This is a genomic window from Pseudomonas sp. LBUM1657 (assembly GCF_059716075.1).
The window spans coordinates 245,814-263,552 of the sequence record NZ_CP166799.1 but is presented as its reverse complement, the minus strand read 5'-3'; the positions used below and the strand labels follow the sequence as shown (position 1 = coordinate 263,552).

20 protein-coding genes are annotated in these 17,739 nt (G+C 57.7%); 14 read left to right on the top strand and 6 right to left on the bottom strand.

Annotation, left to right across the window (positions count from 1 at the left end; all coding sequences use genetic code 11):
- Window position 1: 1 nt before the first annotated feature.
- Window positions 2-457, top strand: coding sequence for a thioesterase domain-containing protein (locus ACA055_RS01245; protein WP_497682015.1), 456 nt, complete (start codon window positions 2-4; stop codon window positions 455-457).
- Window positions 458-497: 40 nt separating this feature from the next.
- Here ACA055_RS01245 and cysQ read toward each other — a convergent pair whose 3' ends face one another.
- Window positions 498-1,325: a 3'(2'),5'-bisphosphate nucleotidase CysQ gene (gene cysQ / locus ACA055_RS01240; protein WP_497682014.1), complete on the bottom strand. Its 828-nt coding sequence runs from the start codon at window positions 1,323-1,325 to the stop codon at window positions 498-500.
- Complete coding sequence (nudE, locus tag ACA055_RS01235; RefSeq protein ID WP_497682013.1) at window positions 1,322-1,888, bottom strand: ADP compounds hydrolase NudE; 567 nt, start codon at window positions 1,886-1,888, stop codon at window positions 1,322-1,324. Before nudE ends, cysQ begins: the two co-directional genes overlap by 4 nt.
- An 89-nt stretch (window positions 1,889-1,977) precedes the next feature.
- On the opposite strand from nudE, the gene yrfG reads away from it, so the two are divergent.
- Complete coding sequence (gene yrfG / locus ACA055_RS01230) at window positions 1,978-2,640, top strand: GMP/IMP nucleotidase (protein ID WP_497682012.1); 663 nt, start codon at window positions 1,978-1,980, stop codon at window positions 2,638-2,640.
- A gap of 127 nt (window positions 2,641-2,767) precedes the next feature.
- Here the strand turns inward: yrfG and lysM are convergent, their stop codons facing one another.
- Window positions 2,768-3,208, bottom strand: coding sequence for a peptidoglycan-binding protein LysM (gene lysM / locus ACA055_RS01225; protein ID WP_497682011.1), 441 nt, complete (start codon window positions 3,206-3,208; stop codon window positions 2,768-2,770).
- A gap of 136 nt (window positions 3,209-3,344) precedes the next feature.
- On the opposite strand from lysM, the gene ACA055_RS01220 reads away from it, so the two are divergent.
- The 4 genes from ACA055_RS01220 (at window position 3,345) to ACA055_RS01205 (ending at window position 8,336) form a co-directional block, all read left to right on the top strand.
- Window positions 3,345-4,232 (top strand): LysR family transcriptional regulator, encoded by an 888-nt coding sequence (locus ACA055_RS01220; RefSeq protein ID WP_497682010.1) that lies wholly within the window; start codon window positions 3,345-3,347, stop codon window positions 4,230-4,232.
- Window positions 4,233-4,324: 92 nt separating this feature from the next.
- Window positions 4,325-5,164: a formate dehydrogenase accessory sulfurtransferase FdhD gene (gene fdhD, locus ACA055_RS01215; protein WP_497682009.1), complete on the top strand. Its 840-nt coding sequence runs from the start codon at window positions 4,325-4,327 to the stop codon at window positions 5,162-5,164.
- Window positions 5,161-7,509, top strand: coding sequence for an FdhF/YdeP family oxidoreductase (locus ACA055_RS01210; RefSeq protein WP_497682008.1), 2,349 nt, complete (start codon window positions 5,161-5,163; stop codon window positions 7,507-7,509). Before fdhD ends, ACA055_RS01210 begins: the two co-directional genes overlap by 4 nt.
- A 347-nt stretch (window positions 7,510-7,856) precedes the next feature.
- Window positions 7,857-8,336 carry a glycine zipper domain-containing protein gene (locus ACA055_RS01205; protein ID WP_497682007.1) on the top strand — a complete coding sequence of 160 codons (480 nt, stop codon included), beginning with the start codon at window positions 7,857-7,859 and terminating at the stop codon, window positions 8,334-8,336.
- 69 nt (window positions 8,337-8,405) lie between these two features.
- On the opposite strand, the gene ACA055_RS01200 is transcribed toward ACA055_RS01205, so the two are convergent.
- The 3 genes from ACA055_RS01200 to ACA055_RS01190 all read right to left on the bottom strand — a co-directional run bounded on the left by ACA055_RS01200 (window position 8,406) and on the right by ACA055_RS01190 (window position 12,404).
- Window positions 8,406-8,837 (bottom strand): acyl-CoA thioesterase, encoded by a 432-nt coding sequence (locus ACA055_RS01200; RefSeq protein WP_497682006.1) that lies wholly within the window; start codon window positions 8,835-8,837, stop codon window positions 8,406-8,408.
- A gap of 176 nt (window positions 8,838-9,013) precedes the next feature.
- A complete protein-coding gene (locus tag ACA055_RS01195) occupies window positions 9,014-10,240 on the bottom strand; it encodes a 3-hydroxyacyl-CoA dehydrogenase (protein WP_497682005.1) in 1,227 nt (408 codons plus the stop codon).
- Between the two features lie 229 nt (window positions 10,241-10,469).
- Entirely contained in the window at window positions 10,470-12,404 is a 1,935-nt protein-coding gene (locus tag ACA055_RS01190) for a RecQ family ATP-dependent DNA helicase (protein WP_497682004.1), read from the bottom strand.
- 550 nt (window positions 12,405-12,954) lie between these two features.
- On the opposite strand from ACA055_RS01190, the gene ACA055_RS01185 reads away from it, so the two are divergent.
- The 8 genes from ACA055_RS01185 to ACA055_RS01150 all read left to right on the top strand — a co-directional run bounded on the left by ACA055_RS01185 (window position 12,955) and on the right by ACA055_RS01150 (window position 17,585).
- The gene (locus ACA055_RS01185; RefSeq protein ID WP_497682003.1) at window positions 12,955-13,248 is read left to right on the top strand and encodes a hypothetical protein; all 294 of its coding nucleotides are present in this window, start codon (window positions 12,955-12,957) and stop codon (window positions 13,246-13,248) included.
- Window positions 13,249-13,313: 65 nt separating this feature from the next.
- On the top strand, window positions 13,314-13,463 hold the full coding sequence (relB, locus tag ACA055_RS01180) for a type II toxin-antitoxin system RelB family antitoxin (RefSeq protein WP_497682002.1): 150 nt from the start codon (window positions 13,314-13,316) through the stop codon (window positions 13,461-13,463).
- Window positions 13,464-13,819: 356 nt separating this feature from the next.
- Window positions 13,820-14,116, top strand: a complete 297-nt coding sequence (locus ACA055_RS01175; protein WP_497682001.1) for a hypothetical protein — start codon at window positions 13,820-13,822, stop codon at window positions 14,114-14,116.
- A 425-nt stretch (window positions 14,117-14,541) separates the two neighbouring features.
- Window positions 14,542-14,712, top strand: a complete 171-nt coding sequence (locus ACA055_RS01170; RefSeq protein WP_497682000.1) for a YhfG family protein — start codon at window positions 14,542-14,544, stop codon at window positions 14,710-14,712.
- Window positions 14,712-15,326 (top strand): Fic/DOC family protein, encoded by a 615-nt coding sequence (locus ACA055_RS01165; RefSeq protein ID WP_497681999.1) that lies wholly within the window; start codon window positions 14,712-14,714, stop codon window positions 15,324-15,326. Before ACA055_RS01170 ends, ACA055_RS01165 begins: the two co-directional genes overlap by 1 nt.
- Before the next feature lie 49 nt (window positions 15,327-15,375).
- Complete coding sequence (locus ACA055_RS01160; RefSeq protein ID WP_497684342.1) at window positions 15,376-15,711, top strand: DUF1493 family protein; 336 nt, start codon at window positions 15,376-15,378, stop codon at window positions 15,709-15,711.
- A 338-nt stretch (window positions 15,712-16,049) separates the two neighbouring features.
- On the top strand, window positions 16,050-16,898 hold the full coding sequence (locus ACA055_RS01155) for an exonuclease domain-containing protein (protein ID WP_497681998.1): 849 nt from the start codon (window positions 16,050-16,052) through the stop codon (window positions 16,896-16,898).
- Between the two features lie 102 nt (window positions 16,899-17,000).
- On the top strand, window positions 17,001-17,585 hold the full coding sequence (locus ACA055_RS01150) for a hypothetical protein (protein ID WP_497681997.1): 585 nt from the start codon (window positions 17,001-17,003) through the stop codon (window positions 17,583-17,585).
- The last annotated feature ends 154 nt before the right edge of the window (window positions 17,586-17,739 follow it).

Sequence of the window (17,739 nt, the reverse complement as noted above, 5' to 3'; positions counted from 1 at the left end):
AATGAACCGCGACAGTCGTCATCTGGAATCGATCCTCCATCACGACATTCCTCTCACGCGGGACATGGGCCTCAAGGTGCTCGACTGGCATGACCAGCAACTGCGCCTGCACTTGCCGCTGGAGGCCAACGTCAATCACAAGAGCACCATGTTTGGCGGCAGCCTGTATTGCGGCGCGGTGCTCGCCGGTTGGGGCTGGCTGCATTTGCGGTTGCGAGAAGAAGGCATTGAGGACGGGCACATCGTGATTCACGAAGGCCATATCAGCTATCCGCTGCCGGTGACCACCGATGCAACAGCTATTTGCCACGCGCCGAGCGCGGCGGTGTGGAAGAAGTTTCTGGCGATGTATGAGCGTTATGGCCGCGCGCGATTGACGCTGCATTCAAGGATTGTGAATGCGGGGAGTGAGGAGGATGCGGTGAAGTTTACCGGGCAATATGTATTGCACCGGTAGACCCCTTCGCGAGCAAGCCCACTCGCCACTATTGGCGGGCTCAGGACCGAGCAAGCTCCAGCAATTTTTCCCGCCAGGCAGCCTTCGCCGGCAGCGCCAGGAAAAACTCATTCAACAACGACTCCCGCGCCGGATAGCAGAACGGCTGACCGCTCAAATCCAGCACCTCGCCTCCCGCCCCTTCCAGCACACCTTGCGCAGCTGCAGTGTCCCACTGCGAAGTCGGCGCCAGGCGCGGGTAACAATCCGCAGCCCCTTCCGCCAACAAACAAAACTTCAACGAGCTGCCGATATTGGCCAATTGCAGCTCACCCAAACTGTCGCTCAACCCGGCCAGCAAACGCTCCTGCTCAGGACTGGAATGCCGACGACTGGCGACTACGGTAAACGCTTCGCCCGCGGCCGGCACGTCGCGAACCTGAATCGGCAACGGCTCGGCGCCTTTATCCCCACGCCATGCTCCCAGCCCAGCGCCACCGACATAAAAACGGCCATTGGTCGGCATCGACACCACGCCAAACACCACGCGACCCTGCTCGATCAGCGCAATGTTGACGGTGAACTCGTCACTTCCGGAGATAAATTCCTTGGTCCCGTCCAGCGGGTCAACCAGCCACCAGCGCTGCCAGCCAGCACGCACACTTTGGGGAATATTGGCGTCTTCTTCAGAGAGCACCGGGATACTTGGGTCCAGCGCTGTCAGCCCCGCCAGAATCAGATGGTGTGCGGCCAGGTCTGCCGCGGTGACCGGAGAATCATCAGCCTTGGCGGTCACGGCTGTGCCGATGCGCCAGAACGGCAGGATCGCGTCACCCGCCTTCAATGCCAGCTCAACCACCGGCGCCATCAATGGATGTGGAAAATTCATGGCAGGAAAACTCCGCGCTGAGTCAGCAGATCACGGGCCAGATACAGCGCCGCCAAGGCACGGCCCTCGGTAAATCGCGGATTCTGGGCCAGGGCCGACAATTCCCGCAGATTGATTTTGTCCACGCCCATCGGCTCAGGCTCGTCGCCCTCCAGGCGTTCTTCGTACAAATCGGTGGCGAGTACTACCTGGATCTTCTGGCTCATGTAACCGGGCGACAACGACAACTCGGTCAGATGCTCCAATTGCCGCGCGCCATACCCGGCCTCTTCCTTGAGCTCGCGCTCGGCGGCCGCCAGCACGTCTTCGCCCGGCTCGATCAAGCCTTTGGGCAGGGACATCTCGTATTCATCGGTGCCACCGCAATATTCTTCCACCAGCACTGCGTGGTCCGAATCGAGCATCGCCACAATCATCACCGCGCCATACCCGGCACCTTTGCCAACCAGTCGCTCGTAGGTGCGCTCCACGCCATTGGAAAAGCGCAACTTCAGCTCTTCGACGCAGAACAAACGGCTGGTGGCGACAATTTCGCGGGCGAGGATGGTGGGTTTCTGGCGCATGAGCGGCTCCTGAGCATTAGCGGGTTACTATACCCGGCCTATCCTGATTGTTTACCTCGGATATCTTTTTTACCGCTGGAGAAGTTTTTATGTCCCTGCTGCCCTGGCGCGACATCGACACCGTTCTGCTGGATATGGACGGCACGCTGCTGGACCTGCACTACGACAACCATTTCTGGATGGAGCACCTGCCCCAGCGTTACGCCGAGTTGCACGGGGTGAGCCGGGCCATGGCCGAGATGGAATTGCAGCCGCTGTTCGAACGCAATGCCGGCCAGTTGCAGTGGTATTGCCTGGATTTCTGGAGCGCCGAGCTGAAACTGCCAGTGCGCGAACTCAAACTGGAAACCGCGCACCTGATCGCCCTGCGCCCCGATGCGGACACCTTCCTGGCGGCGATCAAACAGGCCGGCAAGCGTGTGGTGTTGATCACCAACGCCCACCGCGATTCGCTGTCATTGAAACTGGAAAGAATCGAACTGGCGCCGTACTTCGAGCGGTTGATCAGCTCCCACGATTACGGCTTTGCCAAAGAAAACCCGCAGTTCTGGGATGCGTTGCAGGCAGACATTGGCTTCGATCCGGCACGCAGTCTGTTTATCGACGACACCTTGCCGATCCTGCGCAGTGCGCAGCATTTTGGTGTGGCGCATTTGTTGGCGGTGAGCGAGCCGGACAGTCGCAAAGGGCCCAAGGACACGGCGGAGTTTGCGGCGGTTGGAGATTATCGGGAGCTTATCGCAGGCCTTTAGACCTTATCGCCTGCATCGCGGGCAAGCCCCGCTCCCACAGGACCTGTGTCGTTCGCATCCTTCGTGAACGACACAGGTCCTGTGGGAGCGTGGCTTGCCCGCGAAGGCCATCACACGGTCTTAAGCATTACTCAGGAATCCGCAACGACTGCCCCGGATAGATCTTGTTCACGTCCTTGAGCATCGGTTTGTTGGCCTCGAAGATTTTTTGATATTTGTTGGCATCGCCATAAACGCGCAAGGAAATCGCGCTGAGGGTGTCGCCTTTCACAACCGTTACAAACTTCGCGGCCACAGCCACCGGCCCGGTCACGGTGATCTGGTCATCAACACTACCGACACCGGCAATATTGCCCACCGCCAGCAGGATTTTTTCCTTCTCTTCCTGACTACCGACTTCGCCGGTCACGGTGACCTTGTCGCCATCCACCGTCGCCTGCACATTCGGGTTACCCAGGCCGACCTTGCTGATGTGTTCCTTCAACTGCTCGCTGGCATTGGCGTTGCCTGGCGTCAGCAGATCGATAAGTTTTTCGCCTGCTTCTTTCACAAAGCTAAAAATACTCATGGTGCGCTCTCCTTGGGTTTTGGGTTCCAGACGCAAAAGCCTAGACCAAGGCTGTCACTTGCGGTTCCAACCCGACCAATGACGCCGCTTCCCCCCAAGCGCTAGAATCCGAACCTTCCCGCGCCCTGGAGCGAAGATGGACATCAAACAGCTGAAATTCCTCATCGCCCTCGACGAAACCCGGCATTTCGGCCAGGCCGCCGCGCGCTGTCACATCACCCAGCCGACCCTGTCCATGCGTCTGCGCAGCCTCGAAGAAGAACTCGAACTGCCGCTGGTCAATCGGGGCCAGCGCTTTGAAGGCTTCACCGCGCCAGGCGAACGGGTGCTGGCTTGGGCCCGCACAGTGCTGGCGGCCTACGACGGGTTGCAGGCCGAGGCCGCTGCCTGTCGCGGCAATCTGGTCGGTACGTTGCGTCTGGGCGTGGTGCCGCTGTCGAGTTTCGATCCGCTTCCGCTGATGCGGCGCCTGCACGCCGAGCACCCTAACCTGCGCTTCGAACTCTCAGCTTTAAGCTCCGAGCAAATCCTCGAACAACTGGCGAACAATCGCCTGGACCTCGGCGTGTCGTACCTGGAGCGTCTGGACGGCGAGCGCTTCGACTCCCTGAGCTTCAGCGAAACCCGCATGGGCCTGCTCTACGATCAGCGCTTCTTCAATTTTGGTGAAGAGCCGCTGAGCTGGGAGTCGTTGATCGAATTGCCCCTAGGCATGCTCACCAGCGGCATGCATTTTCGCCAATCCATCGACCACAACTTCCACAGCCGCGGCCTCACCCCACAGCCCTTATTGCAGACCGACGCTGTCCATCAATTGTTACAAGCGGTACATGGCGGACTCTGCTGCGCGGTGATGCCGCTGGACGGTGGCCTGGAAAACCTCACTGATCACCTGCGCCTGCAACCAATCGAAAACGCCCAGACCCTCGGCCGACTGGGGCTGATCATGCGTCGCAGCGCACCGCGTTCAGCACTGGCGGAAGCCTGTTTCGCGATTCTTGAGCAATCGCTGCCGGAGTCTTGATCGACGGCATCTATCGGTAGATCAGTAATAGCGATTAGACGCGACAAGTTGACGCGCCTAGGCTTAAAGCTAATCAAACCGTCGGTGATGCCATGAACGCCAAGCGCCCTGTCTGCGCGGCGCCTGCCCTCGAAACGCCCGCGCCCGCTGCCAGCCAGACTTACAGCTACAGCAATCTTCAATACTCCGAATCGGACAGCACCGCGCTGGCCGAGGAAGTCGCGTTGGCGATTGCCTATAACGGCATCAGCCAAGCGGTGATGCTGGTAACCCCGACGGACCTGGAAGACTTCATTGTCGGTTTCAGCCTCGGCAGCGGCATCATCGAAGACGCGACCGACATCTATGACCTTCAACTGAGCGGCTCGGGTTCGGCGCAGTACGCGCAAGTGACCATCGCCAACCGCGCCTTCTGGAACCTCAAGCAGCAGCGCCGGCAAATGGCCGGCACCAGCGGTTGCGGGCTCTGTGGCGTGGAAGCGGTCGAGCAGGCATTGCCCGACCTCAAGGTTTTGCCCGGCGCGCCACTGCCGCCCGCCGAATGGCTGGACGGCCTGCGCCAGCGCATCGGCGCATTCCAACCCCTCGGCCAACATTCTGGTGCGGTGCACGCGGCGGTGTTTATGAACGGTCAGGGCGAATTGCTGCTCGGCCGTGAAGACATCGGCCGACACAACGCCCTCGACAAACTGATCGGCGGGTTGATCCGGCAAAAGATCCCCACCACCGGCGGCCTGGCGATTGTCACCAGCCGTTGCAGCCTCGAATTGATCCAGAAAGTTTTGCGCGCAGGCATCCAGACCCTGGTCAGCTTGTCGTCGCCCACGGGCCTTGCCGTGCAATGGGCCCGTCGCCACAACCTCAATCTCATCCATCTGCCACAGAAGAATGCGCCGCGGGTCTACAGCCCAGCGTTGGAGACTCAAGCGTGACCCAACATCGTCAAGCCGACCAGACACCCGTCCCTCGCTATAAGCCCTACAAAGGCCCAGCCGGTGGCTGGGGCGCACTGATCAGCGTCGCCCAGGCCTGGTTGACCAGCGACAATGCGCTGAAAAACCTGCGCGTTATGCTTAAGACCAACAAAAACGGGGGCTTCGACTGCCCCGGTTGTGCCTGGGGTGATTCTCCGGAAAAAGGCATGGTGATGTTCTGCGAGAACGGCGCCAAAGCGGTGAACTGGGAAGCGACCAAACGCCGCGTCGACGGTGCGTTCTTCGCCAAGCACAGCGTCAGTTCGTTGCTGGAGCAGAGTGATTACTGGCTCGAATATCAGGGCCGTCTGACCGAGCCGATGAGCTACGACGCCCAGACCGATCGTTACAAACCCATCAGCTGGGAAGCGGCATTTGCGCTGATCGGTAAACACTTGCAGGGCCTGTCGAGCCCCAATCAGGCCGAGTTCTACACCTCGGGACGAGCCAGCAACGAAGCGGCATATCTCTATCAGCTGTTCGTGCGCACCTACGGCACCAACAACTTCCCCGACTGCTCGAACATGTGCCACGAGGCCAGCGGTGTGGCGTTGGCGCAGAGTGTGGGCGTCGGCAAAGGCACCGTGACGTTCGACGACTTCGAACACGCCGATGCGATTTTCGTCTGGGGCCAGAACCCGGGCACCAACCACCCACGGATGCTTGAGCCGCTACGCGAAGCTGTAAAACGCGGCGCGCAAGTGGTGTGCATCAACCCACTCAAGGAACGTGGCCTGGAACGCTTCCAGCATCCGCAACACCCGCTGGAAATGCTCACCAACGGCGACAAGCCGACCAACACCGCGTTCTTCCGTCCGGCCCTCGGTGGCGACATGGCGATCCTGCGCGGCATGGCGAAATTCCTGCTGCAATGGGAGCGCGACGCGCAGAAGGCTGGCGCTGAAGCGGTATTCGATCACGACTTCCTCAATGAACACAGCGTCAACGTACTGGAATATTTGGGCGCCATCGACGACACCCCGTGGGAGCAGATCGTCGAGCAGTCCGGGCTGACCCTGGTGGAGATCGAGCAAGCGGCGCGCATGTACGCCAAAGGCAAGAACGTCATCATGTGCTGGGCCATGGGCATCACCCAGCATCGCCATTCGGTGTCGACCATCCAGGAAATCGCCAACCTGATGCTGCTGCGCGGCAACATCGGTCGGCCGGGCGCTGGCCTGTGCCCGGTGCGTGGCCACAGTAACGTGCAGGGCGACCGGACCATGGGCATCAACGAACGTCCGCCCGTGGCGTTCCTCGATTCCCTGGAGCGCCGCTTCCAGTTCAAGGTACCGCGTGAAAACGGCCACAACGTGGTCGAGGCGATCCACGCCATGGCCGACGGCCGGGCGAAAGTCTTTATCGGCCTGGGCGGTAACTTCGCTCAAGCCACTCCGGACAGCTCGCGCACCTTCCAGGCCCTGGCCAACTGCGATCTGACGGTGCAGATCAGCACCAAGCTCAACCGCAGCCATTTGGCTCACGGTAAAGACGCACTGATCCTGCCGTGCCTGGGCCGTACCGACATCGATATCCAGACTGAAGGTCCGCAAGCGGTGACCGTGGAAGATTCGTTCAGCATGGTCCACGCCTCCAACGGTCAGTTGCAGCCACTGTCGAACCAGATGCGCTCGGAGCCGTCGATCATCGCCGGTATCGCAGCGGCAACCCTGGGCAGCCTCCCAGTGGACTGGAACTGGCTGGTGGCCGATTACAGCCGCATTCGTGACCTCATCGCTGACACCATTCCTGGCTTCAAGGACTTCAACGAGAAGATCCGGAATCCGGGCGGTTTCTACCTCGGCAACAGCGCCGGCGCCCGTCGCTGGAACACGCTGTCGGGTCGGGCGAATTTCCGTCCAAACATCCTGCCCAAGGATCTGGTGCACGAACGCACCCGCGCCACCGGTGTGTTGCCGGATTTGATCATGCAATCGATGCGCTCCCACGATCAGTACAACACCACGATTTATGGCCTCGATGACCGTTATCGCGGGGTGAAGGGTCAGCGGGATGTGTTGTTTGTGAACGAGGCAGACATCATTCGCCTGGGGTTCAAGCCGGGGCAGAAGGCTGACATCGTTTCGATCTGGGATGATGGCCGTGAGCGTCGAGTGAAGGGCTTCACGCTGCTGGCATTTGATATCCCTGCCGGGCAAGCGGCGGCTTACTACCCGGAAGTGAATCCACTGGTGCCACTGGAAAGCACCGGGGATGGCAGCCATACGCCAACGTCGAAGTTTGTGGCGATCCGGCTGGAAGCGGCGAGTGAGACTGGGTTGATTATGGCTAAATCTGCGTAAGCGCCGCCGGCCTTTTCGCGAGCAAACCCGCTCCCACATTAGATCTTCAGCGAATACAGGATTTGTGTTCGACCGAGATTAAATGTGGGAGCGGGCTTGCTCGCGAAAGCGGTGGTTTATTTAACAACATTCCGGATCAAGCACTTTCGATCACCCACAAAAAAGGCCGTTTTTTCTCAAAAACGGCCTATCCGAAGTAGCTAAAGACCGGCGAAAAACACTTAAGTTCCGTCTAAAAAACAGCAACTTATAGAAATGTGTTGAAGTCGTGTTACTCGTCGGATTTCGATTGTCACAACCATGACACAGCCTCAGGATCGCGCCGTCATCCCCTTGAGGTTCCTCTAATGAAGTTCTCCTCGATTCTCTTGTTGTCCCTTGGCCTGGTCAGTGGTTTTGCTTCTGCCGGCGGCACCACCGAAGCAGGTGTGGGCGGCGCATTGGGCGGGGTTCTGGGCTCGGTCGTCGGTCAGTCACTAGGCGGCAATACAGGTTCCACCATTGGCGCGGCCCTGGGCGGCGCGGGTGGTAGCGCAGTTGGCGCAGACAAACGCAGCCGTGGCGAAGCCGCCATTGGTGGTGCGTTGGGCGCAGCAGGCGGTAACGTGGTCGGCCGCAGCATGGGCGGCACCACCGGCAGCCTGATCGGCTCCGCAGCAGGCGGCGGCGCCGGTGGCGCGCTGGGTAACTACATGGGCAACAAGAGCGATGACGACGATGATGATCGTCGCGGTCGCGGTGATCGCCGCTACCGTGGTGACCACGATCGTGGTAACCACTACGGCCATCGCAAGCATCATCACAAGAAGCACTACCGCCGTCACTGAGGCCTGCATGGCCTCGTACCCAGGTAGATCAAAAAATCGCAGCCCAAAGGCTGCGATTTTTTTTGCCCGTCAAACTACCAACCGCTCCAATGCGCCGCGCAACCCGGCAGGAATCGCCACCGGCTGATTCGATGCGCGATCCACAAACACATGGACAAAACGCCCCGCCGCGCAGGCTTCATCTTCCCCGGCCTTGAACACCGCCAGCTCGTATTGCACCGAACTGTTGCCCAACTTGCCCACGCGCAAACCGATCTCGATCCGGTCCGGAAAGGCAATGGAAGCAAAATAATCGCAGGCCGAACTCACCACAAAACCCACCACCTCGCCGTCATGGATATCCAGGCCGCCAACCTCGATCAGGTAAGTGTTCACGGCGGTGTCGAAGAAGCTGTAGTAAGTGACGTTGTTGACGTGACCATAGGCATCGTTGTCGTGCCAGCGGGTGGTGATCGGTTGGAAGTGGGGGTAGTCGGTGCGTTGGGGCATCGAGTCGGACATCAGAGTCGGTTCCTGGAGTTGGGTTGCCAGTCTAAGGCGAAAAACCGCGTTATCGTTCTTCGCGAGCAAGCCCGCTCCCACCCTCGATCTTCAGTGAACACAGATTTGGTGTACGACTGAAATCCAATGTGGGAGCGGGCTTGCTCGCGAATGCGCCATCACAGGCGCCACATCAATCACCGGTCAGCAAACCCCTTCCCCGCTGCCGCCAGTTCTCCGATCAACCGAGCCGGGCTCCAGTGATCACCCTGGCGCGTCTCAAGCGCCATCAATCGCTGATGAATTTCCGCCAACCCCTGCTGATCCGCCCAGGCCATCGGCCCACCCTTGTCCGCCGGGAAGCCGTAGCCATTGAGATACACCAGATCAATGTCATGCGCCGACTCGGCGATCCCTTCCTGAAGAATCTTCGCCCCTTCATTGACCAATGCCAGCAAACTGCGCTCCAGAATCTCCTCAGGCCCGATCTCGCGCCGCTGAAAGCCCAATCCTTCGCTGACCTCCAGCACCAACGCATCGACTTCCACATCATGCTCAGCCTGGCGACTGCCCGGTTCGTAGTGGTAATACCCGTTGCCACTCTTCTGGCCGAAACGCCCCAGTTCGCACAGACGGTTATCCACCTGCACCTCCGGCGCATCCTGTCCTTTGCCCGCCAATTCCCGGGCACGCCATTCCAGATCGATGCCGACCACGTCGTACATGCGGAACGGCCCCATGGCGAAGCCAAAACCTTGCAGTGCCGCATCAACTTGCTGTGGAAACGCACCTTCAAGCAGCATCTTGCGTGCTTCGAGCACATAGGGATGCAACATCCGATTGCCGATAAAACCATGGCAGTTACCCGACACCACGCTGACCTTGCCCATGCGCTTGCCCAACTCCAGGGCTGCATCAAGCGCCGCCGGCGACGTCTGCGCACCGCGGACGATTTCCAGCAGCTTCATGATGTGCGCCGGGCTGAAGAAGTGCAGTCCCAGGACCTGCTGCGGACGGCGAGTAGCCGCAGCGATGGCGTCGATATCAAGCGCCGACGTGTTACTGGCCAGAATGGCTTCGGGTTTAAGCAGACCATCCAGTTCGCGAAAGATTTTCTGTTTGAGCTCGAGGTTTTCGTACACCGCTTCGATCACCAGATCGACATCGCGGACCGCCGCGTAATCGGCAGCCGCCGTTACCCGTGCAACGCGCGCATCCGCCTCGGCCTGATCGATCTTGCCCTGACGCACGTTGTGGGCGTAGGTATCCGCCACGGTGGCCAGCGCCTGCTCAAGCATCTGCGGATTGTTATCGACCCATTGCACCGGCACCCCGGCATTGGCCAGGCACATGACGATGCCACGGCCCATAGTGCCCGCGCCGATCACGGCGGCGCGCTGAATGTTGAACGGTGTCTGGCTCATAATTGTTCTCTTGTTGGCGATCCGAAGACAGCCTTCACCATAGTCAGCCACTGCACTTTTTTGAAATTTATTCCTGTGATGAGCGACATTCAGCGGATGGATGTGCTTCCAAAAACACCGACATTCCTTGTGGGAGCGGGCTTGCTCGCGAAAGCGGTGTGTCAGCCGACATCAATGTTGAATGACACACCGTATTCGCGAGCAAGCCCGCTCCCACATTGACCGTGTTTCAACCTGGTAGATGCGCTTCTGCCCAAGATCGCACTTCGCCATACGGATAATCCTCCAGCGCCGCAAAACCCGGAATCGACCGAGCCTTGATCTTGGTAAACAGCGGCACGCTGATCCCGCATAAAAACCGCGTCACGCGCTCAGCCGACGGTACATCCCCAGTGTGCTGCTCATGCCTGTGGATAAAATCACCGCACAGCGCCTCGAAGTTTTTATCCACAAGCGCTGGCAACTCCGGTGGCGCGGGCAGTCGTGCCACATCCCCGTGACACACCGAACAATGCCCGCACTGCCGAGGCGCATTTTCATCGCCGAAGTACTCGGCCAGGCGATAACCCAAACAGTGGTCGGTGGCGAACAAGTCCAGCATGGCGTGAATCCGTGCGATCTCGGTTTGTTCGTGGCGGGTGAAGTAGGTGTGCAATTCAGCACTCAGGGCCCGGGCATCAAAGTCGGTTTGCAGCAGGCTGTAGACCTCGGTCATTTGCTTGCTTTCAAGCTCCACCCAGCCCTTCTCCTGGAAGTAGTCCAGTGCCTTGACCACCCGGTTACGCTCGGCCTGATACTGCTCGTACAGCGCGTCGAAATTCACCGTGGCCCAAGTGCGCGCGCGGCTGGAGGTCTGGATGATCGCCGCGACGAAATCTTTGCGCTCGCCTTCGAAGCGGGCCAGCAAAGCTTCCGGTTCCTGCACGTATTTGAAGCGGTATTCGGCGTAATAGGCGTAACGCGGCGCGATGATCCTGCGCAGTTCCAATTGCACCAGCAAGGTCTTGAGCGGTAACTGGCGGATGTTGCTCTGATCCGCCAGCGGCCCCAGCAGAAACTCCCATTGCCCTTCAGGCGCGGCACCCTGCAACTCGTCGAGCACGCAGCGGATACCGTCCAGCTCCGGCGTATCGCCGTAAACGAAGTTTTCCAACACGTTGAGGCTGTCGCGATTGGCCAGCACCAGGCAGTCGGACGGCTGCCCGTCACGTCCGGCGCGACCGATTTCCTGGCTGTAGTTTTCGATGGATTTGGGCAGATCGAAATGCACCACGTTGCGGATGTCGCTCTTATCGATGCCCATGCCAAACGCGATGGTGGCGACGATGCAATTGGACTGCCCGCCCATGAAGCGTTTCTGGATGGCTTCCCGTTGTTCGTGGGGCAAGCCGGCGTGATAGGCCTCGGCCTGAATGCCATTGCGGCCAAGATGTTCGGCGATGTGCTCAGCGGTTTTTTGCAGCGTGACGTAGACGATGCTTGGCTGATTGGGGCGTTCGCTCATCCATTCGACCAAACGTCGGCGCTTGTCCTGACCACGGACCGGCTCTACCAACAGATTGAGATTGGGCCGATAGAAACCGGTGGTCACCACGTCTTCCGGGGCGATGGCGAACTTGGCCTCCATGTCGGCGATCACCTTGGGTGTCGCGGTGGCGGTCAGCAACAATGCTTGGGGAATGTTGAACTGACGCTGATAGTCCGGGAGCTTGAGGTAGTCGGGGCGGAAGTTATGGCCCCACTCCGAGATGCAGTGCGCCTCATCCACCACCAGCAGCGAGATCGGCACCTGCTGCAAGAAATTACGGAAGCGCTCGTTCTTCAGACGCTCCACGGAAATCATCAGAATCTTCAGCTCGCCGGACTTTGCACGAGCCATCACATCGCTGGCGTCATCGCGGCTCTGCGCCGAATCGATACTGCCCGCCGCAATGCCGTGACGCTGCAGAAACGCCAACTGGTCCTGCATCAGCGCTAACAGTGGCGAGACCACCAGCGTCAGGTGCGGCAACAGCACCGCCGATAATTGATAACAAAGGGACTTGCCCGAGCCGGTGGGGAAAATCGCCGCCGCCGAGCGCCCGGCCAACACCGCGCTAACCGCCGCCTCCTGGCCGGGTCGAAACTGTGGATAACCGAAAACCTGTTCCAGGGTGTTGTGCATAAGCTGTCACTCCGTTGACCGCTGCGATGCCCAAAGCCTAGCCGGCGATCGCAGCGAGTCGAGAAAAGGTCGGGGGCAAAAACGATACGGGATGATACAGCGGATGGCGGGACGGCATCGCAGGGCTTAAGACATGTGGTGGCTGTCAGATTGACTTCGCGAGCTAGCCCGCTCCCACACTTGAACTACGTTGAACGCTGATTTTGTGTACGGCCGAGCCCCCCTATGGGAGCGAGCTTGCTCGCGAAGAGGCCAGCACCAGCGCCGCAAAATTCGAAAGACCCTACACATTCTGACGCCCACCCTACCGAGACTTGCCTCGCAGCGCCTGACAACCCCGTAGGCATTTTTACCGATAGCGATTTCACAGTAAAAAACCTCCGCCAGTGCGTAGGCCCATTCCGAAAATGACAATAAAAACCCTACAAAACCTGTCCATCACAGCCGTCTTGTCGCACCGCGCCGCCCCCTTCTATAGTTTCCGGCGCGGCTGAAAACAGTGTCTCGGCCCGCCGGGAACACTTCCCGATTTCGCACAGGACCCACCTAGATGAACACGCTCCACTCGTCGACCGACCGCTACCGCCCACTCAAAACCAGCTACAGCGACACCCCCGTGCTGGTCATCGACACCGAGGCCGATCCCCACGAAATCCTCGACGCCGCCCAACAACGCCTCCGCGCCGCCAGCAACCTGCTCGAAACGCTTTATTGCCTGTGCTTCAAACAGGCCGACGTCAGCGACATCCCCAACATCATCAGCGCGCTGTACTTGCTGACCCAGGATGGCAACGAATTGCTCGAAGTCGCCCGGCAACATCTCCCAAAAACCACCGCTGGCTAATGCCCGAACGAAAATCCCTGTGGGAGCCGGGCTAGCCCGCGATGAACGATAACGCGGTGTGCCTGATGAAAGACAAAATGCCCGACACTCAACAATCGCTCGAAAAAGCAGCCTATGACGCATGGTTCAGAGCACAAGTACAAGCCAGCCTCGACGACCCTCGCCCCAGCATTCCAGATGAAGAAGCCAAACGCCTGATGGCAATCAAACGCTAGAAACTGCGGAAGAGATAAGTCCGTAGGCAACGCCCTATCAAAGCTTCGGCACGGTCCTACAAAAGAAGACACCTTGTCGCCTATCGCCGCCCCGTGACCCGCACCTATAGTCCGGACTGTCGCTGCCAATTCAGCGACTCGGGCTTGGTCACCCGAATGGAGCACATATACGCTTCCGTTGTATGCTGCCGGCACCTCAAGTGTCTGCACGCTTTATGGTGGCTGTGTTTGGGACGTCTTCGGGCGTGCCGGCAATGTGTGCTCTCTCACCGGTTGACCAACCCGAACACAGTCCGCCTCCCATCGCTTGGTCACGGTGGTGTTGGCTCCATTTAATGCATTTGAGAGTACGCACAATGAATACGTGGAACCCGTTCACCGATCGCTATCGTCCACTCCAAACCAACCTCACCGACTCCCCGCCCCTGATCATCGACACAGAAGCCAACCCCCAAGACATCCTCGAAGCCGCGCTCCAGCGCATCCGAGCCTCCAGCGATCTCCTCCAAACTCTCCACTGCCAATGCTTCAAGCACGGTGACGTCGAAGACATTCCCCACATCACCCACGCGCTCTACCTCCTTACCCAGGACGGCTGCGACCTGCTCAAAGTCGCACAACAACGCATGATGGGCTGGAAAGCACCGGCCTGACGCCACGCACTAACAGGCAAGCCGCGACCTTGTGGGAGTTGGCTTGCCTGCTAAGAACGCATCGCGTAATCCCAGTCCTGAACGAAAGATCCCCCCCAAAGCTACAAGCGGGGCTGGTCCTTTGAACATCATCGAAGCATCTTGACTCTGAGTTCAATCCTTCTGCCCAGGTGTCCACATTCCGTAAAACGTGGACAGCAGCCGAATACGTCAACCGTGATTGTCAAGATGTACCTTGAAATGCCTGTATAGATAGTTCTCAAACGCCGCGTGAGAGCGAACAATTTCTAAACCAAGTCACGTTTCAACCGCGTAACGGATAAAGCACCAATCCTATAGTTCGGAAGCCCCAAAGCATCAAAAATACCGACCAATCCGCCGGGTCGTTTGAGCTACACTTGAACATTGCACAAGAGGCAGATCTCATGAGCGAACTGACGTTTCAGCAAAAGCAGGATTATTACGACAAGGTCCGCCGGTCAAACTACCTGGCGAGCTTGCGCCTTGAAGGCTTTGACACCACGCGTGCCGATGCTGAGAAACCGCTCCCCTCGCGGGAATCGGTACTCAGAAAATATCGTCAGAATCCGCGTTAATGGTGGATAAATACGGGGTCGGCCAAGACCCCTATTGCTATCCCGATAGCGACGTTCTGCGCAACCTGCTCAACATCCATGATGAAGAGCAGCTACAAAAAGCAGAACGAGAACTCTCAGAAATCGCCGTCAGCAAATTTCGTCTCCTCCCCCCTCCGTACGACCTCAGCCTTTTACAGCATATTCATAAGTCCTTGTTTTGTGACATCTACGAATGGGCCGGGCTGCCGAGAACGGTGAATATCCGGAAAGGCGACACGCTTTTTTGTACGGCAGAACGAATCATCCCGGAAGCCAAAAAAATCTTTTGTGTCATGGAAAGCGCTGCTTGGTTCGTAGGCAGCAGTAAAGCTGAGCTAGTCGTTAACGTTGCTGAGACGTACGGCGATCTAAACGTTATCCATCCCTTTCGTGAAGGAAACGGTCGAACCCAACGCATTTTGTTTGAACAAATCATCATCAATGCAGGATTTGCTGTCGATTGGTGGCTTGTAAAAGACTCCGCGTGGATCCCGGCTAACATCGACGCCGTAACGTGCGACTACCGAGGCTTGGAAGCTATTTTCGAACGCTGTATTGGTGATCCGCTGGATGCGTCGTTATCACAGAACTGAGAATTCTGACCTCAAAATCGCCTACACGGGCAACTCGGATATACCCGCTATGAACCTCGCCCCCAACTTCCCCGACGACCACGCCATGCACCTGCTCATACAGCTGCTGCACGAAGAACTCGGCCTGCCCGAACGCAAAACCATCAGTCTCACTACCTCGATCAACTTCGACTTGGGGTGCGACGGCGCCGATGCGCGAAACCTGATGGAAGCGCTGGAAGAACAATTCGCCGTCGATTTCATTGACTACGATGCCTATCGCTATTTTCAGCCGGAAGGGTTTGATGTGTTTCTCAAGCGCAGGGCGAAGGGGCGTGGCGACAAAGTCCCGCTGACGATCGGAATGCTTTACCAAGCGATCAATGCGAAATTGCACTCCACTTGAGCACCCGTTTGCATTCAACCTGACCAGTCATTTGCATTCGTTCTGACCACCGATTGCATCGGATTTGACCAGCACGCTTTGTAACCATGATCGGTAGAGAACGGCCAAAAGTGGACGGTGGACACGGTGATGGCAAATGGGTAGGGTCACTGACGCTGCTTTCGACTCTAGAGAGTAGCAGGGCTTGCCGTCATCCATGTCGCGTTTCTCCCTGAGCAATGTCGCGTATGCCGCGACCATCTCTAAGCTAAACAAGGACTTACAGGACGACAAGGAACGTTATACGACACGCCATCGCGACAAGAAACGCGACATGGCATGTCGCCTAAGGAGGCACCATGGATTTCGTAGTAATTGACGTTGAAACCGCCAATCCAGACCTTGCAAGCATCTGCCAAGTTGGCATAGCCGTTTTCTCAAACGGACAATTTTCAGAGTCATGGAGCACGCTCGTTAATCCAAATGACTACTTTGATTCTCACAACGTTTCAGTTCACGGCATAAATGAGGAAATGGTTGCATCGGCACCGCATTGGATAGAAGTACATGATCGCCTCAGAGCCAATTTCTCTAATCAAATATTGGCTAGCCATACGCCATTCGACAGAACTGCAATTCGTAGGGCCTGTGAAAAGTCTTCAACAACCTCATTTGATTGCCAGTGGCTTGATACCGCGCGAGTTGTTAGGCGCACTTGGCCTATTTTTTCGCAGTCTGGTTATGGGCTTGCAAATGTTGCCTCTCACTTCGGAATAAGCTTCAAGCATCACGATGCAGAAGAGGATGCGCGTGCTGCGGGTGAAATATTACTTAGAGCAATTCAGGAAACTGGTTCAAGTGCTGCCGATTGGTGCTCCTTGGCATTGCGACCAACTGCTTCATTATCATCCTCCGAGGTTCGCACCGCCAATCCAGACGGGCCACTATTTGGTAATGTGGTTGTGTTCACCGGAGCTCTTTCAATACCGCGCCAAGAAGCTGCCAATGTTGCATCGTTAGCAGGCTGCGATGTCGCAACTGGCGTCACGAAACATACCACTCTGCTTGTTGTCGGCGACCAAGACATTCGCATGCTGGCTGGCGCAGAAAAGAGCGCTAAGCATAGGAAGGCCGAAGAACTCATGGCTAAAGGCCAGAAAATTCGCATACTCGGGGAAAGCGACTTTGGCCACCTCATTGGTATGTAGTCGTCATGAGCCATATGGCGCATAACAAGTCATTCAAGGATCGACGTTTTGGAATGCGCCAATACGTGCCCTTAATTCCAAAGATTGGCTCAAGAGGATTGCATGGACAAACTCATATCACTGGTTTCAAGCCTGGAAGCAGCAATTCGCTACCTTCTGAGTGGCGCTGTGATTGCGACCATATTGGTGATGAGCCTGAATGATCCTCGGACCATCTTTCAATGGGCTCTGTCCAATCAAGTTCCCACTGCATTGTGTGTGGCCCTTTTCGGATTTACAGCTTTCTCAATCTACCGACTCGTTCTGTGGGTTGTTTTCGATTTTATAGCTTGGAAATTCAAGGCGTCGGCGCCGGCAGAGTTTTTTGTGGAAGGTGTTAGCTATGCCAAGCCATACGCTAAGTTTCTTCGCTGGAGGCACTCAGAAGACCTGCCTCAGTCACTTAGCGGCTATCTAACCTACCGCTGGTCTGTCGCACATTTCGCCCTTGTTTCCGGACTGGCGGGTCTCGTCGCGGCACTCAGTGGACAAAGCAATTCCGTTATTGTCGACCTACGATGCTGGGTATTGCTCGTTTCACTTAGCGTCGCTGCGTTCGGCTTCTGGCAGATTTTTTTTCTTTACCGGGTGGAAAGGGAGCTGTGTCGTGATCGCAAGCCAGTTGCGGCGGCGCAAGAGCCTAACTAGCGGTTCAAGCCATTCGTTGCGCTCACTCGGGACGGGCTAAAGCCTTCCCCTTAAACTGAACGTTATGAATGCCTGCAAAGGGTCGTTCTCTGCCGGTCATGTCAGCGAAACGTGCTGGTCAAATCCGATGCAAATGACTGATCAGGCCGAATGC

Bases quoted from the DNA above. Each gene is read 5' to 3' on its own strand.
- ACA055_RS01245 (WP_497682015.1), top strand. From the start codon at position 2: ATGAACCGCGACAGTCGTCATCTGGAATCGATCCTCCATCACGACATT.
- cysQ (WP_497682014.1), bottom strand. From the start codon at position 1,325: ATGAATTTTCCACATCCATTGATGGCGCCGGTGGTTGAGCTGGCATTG.
- nudE (WP_497682013.1), bottom strand. From the start codon at position 1,888: ATGCGCCAGAAACCCACCATCCTCGCCCGCGAAATTGTCGCCACCAGC.
- yrfG (WP_497682012.1), top strand. From the start codon at position 1,978: ATGTCCCTGCTGCCCTGGCGCGACATCGACACCGTTCTGCTGGATATG.
- lysM (WP_497682011.1), bottom strand. From the start codon at position 3,208: ATGAGTATTTTTAGCTTTGTGAAAGAAGCAGGCGAAAAACTTATCGAT.
- ACA055_RS01220 (WP_497682010.1), top strand. From the start codon at position 3,345: ATGGACATCAAACAGCTGAAATTCCTCATCGCCCTCGACGAAACCCGG.
- fdhD (WP_497682009.1), top strand. From the start codon at position 4,325: ATGAACGCCAAGCGCCCTGTCTGCGCGGCGCCTGCCCTCGAAACGCCC.
- ACA055_RS01205 (WP_497682007.1), top strand. From the start codon at position 7,857: ATGAAGTTCTCCTCGATTCTCTTGTTGTCCCTTGGCCTGGTCAGTGGT.
- ACA055_RS01200 (WP_497682006.1), bottom strand. From the start codon at position 8,837: ATGTCCGACTCGATGCCCCAACGCACCGACTACCCCCACTTCCAACCG.
- ACA055_RS01195 (WP_497682005.1), bottom strand. From the start codon at position 10,240: ATGAGCCAGACACCGTTCAACATTCAGCGCGCCGCCGTGATCGGCGCG.
- ACA055_RS01190 (WP_497682004.1), bottom strand. From the start codon at position 12,404: ATGCACAACACCCTGGAACAGGTTTTCGGTTATCCACAGTTTCGACCC.
- ACA055_RS01185 (WP_497682003.1), top strand. From the start codon at position 12,955: ATGAACACGCTCCACTCGTCGACCGACCGCTACCGCCCACTCAAAACC.
- relB (WP_497682002.1), top strand. From the start codon at position 13,314: ATGAAAGACAAAATGCCCGACACTCAACAATCGCTCGAAAAAGCAGCC.
- ACA055_RS01175 (WP_497682001.1), top strand. From the start codon at position 13,820: ATGAATACGTGGAACCCGTTCACCGATCGCTATCGTCCACTCCAAACC.
- ACA055_RS01170 (WP_497682000.1), top strand. From the start codon at position 14,542: ATGAGCGAACTGACGTTTCAGCAAAAGCAGGATTATTACGACAAGGTC.
- ACA055_RS01165 (WP_497681999.1), top strand. From the start codon at position 14,712: ATGGTGGATAAATACGGGGTCGGCCAAGACCCCTATTGCTATCCCGAT.
- ACA055_RS01160 (WP_497684342.1), top strand. From the start codon at position 15,376: ATGAACCTCGCCCCCAACTTCCCCGACGACCACGCCATGCACCTGCTC.
- ACA055_RS01155 (WP_497681998.1), top strand. From the start codon at position 16,050: ATGGATTTCGTAGTAATTGACGTTGAAACCGCCAATCCAGACCTTGCA.
- ACA055_RS01150 (WP_497681997.1), top strand. From the start codon at position 17,001: ATGGACAAACTCATATCACTGGTTTCAAGCCTGGAAGCAGCAATTCGC.